Source organism: Pseudomonas sp. ICMP 460 (genome assembly GCF_002723595.1).
GTDB classification, from domain to species: Bacteria; Pseudomonadota; Gammaproteobacteria; order Pseudomonadales; family Pseudomonadaceae; genus Aquipseudomonas; species Aquipseudomonas kitaguniensis.
This window is the reverse complement of the sequence record NZ_LKBR01000060.1, coordinates 1-689: the sequence shown is the minus strand read 5'-3', so window position 1 is coordinate 689 and position 689 is coordinate 1. Positions and strand designations below refer to the sequence as shown.

Genomic DNA, 689 nt, shown 5'->3' with positions numbered 1-689 from the left:
GGTGCAATTGCGCTGATAGTGTCTGAAATGCTGCGACGTGATAAACGCTATGCAGCGGACATCGTGCTCTACACCTACGGCGCCCCACGCGCCGGCGACAGCACCTTCGTAGAAGCAGCCAAGCCCCTGACTCACCACCGCATCGTCAATCAAAACGATCCGGTCCCCAGCGTGCCATCGACGTGGATGAACACGTCCACCCAGCGCCAGTACGCCGGGCAAGGCGTCGTGACGGTAGTGAACCCGGCGCTGGGTTTGTCGTGGTTTGCACTGGGCATGATCAATATGACCGGTGAACCCTTCACTCACCACGGTACGCTGCGGCACTTCATGCCGGTCTACTTTAGCGCCCGCCTCAAGTCCTCGCTGCTGTGGAAGCCGGGTTGCAGCACCATCAATGACCACGGCTGCGCTGTCGCATTAAAGGCTATAGACGGCTTGCCGGATCGCGGTTCATTCCTGCGGCAAGTGATTGATAATGCCGACCACAAAATGGTGCATAGCTACATTCCAAACTGCTGGGCCAGCCTGCGTCGCTGGCAGCAAGCGCACCTGTCCAATCGTTCGCTGGTGACTGACGATGAGTTCTACCAAGTGGATGAGTCATTGAAGAATGCCAAGCGGCAAATACTCGACCTTGAGATGCGGCATGCTGCAAGGCCTGAACGCTACAGAAGTGGTAGCGCCGG

At 57.9% G+C, this 689-nt stretch carries 1 pseudogene; it reads left to right on the top strand.

Annotation, left to right across the window (positions count from 1 at the left end):
* Positions 1–27: 27 nt before the first annotated feature.
* Positions 28–689 (top strand): annotated as a pseudogene (locus AO240_RS24955) (lipase family protein); the annotation flags it as partial.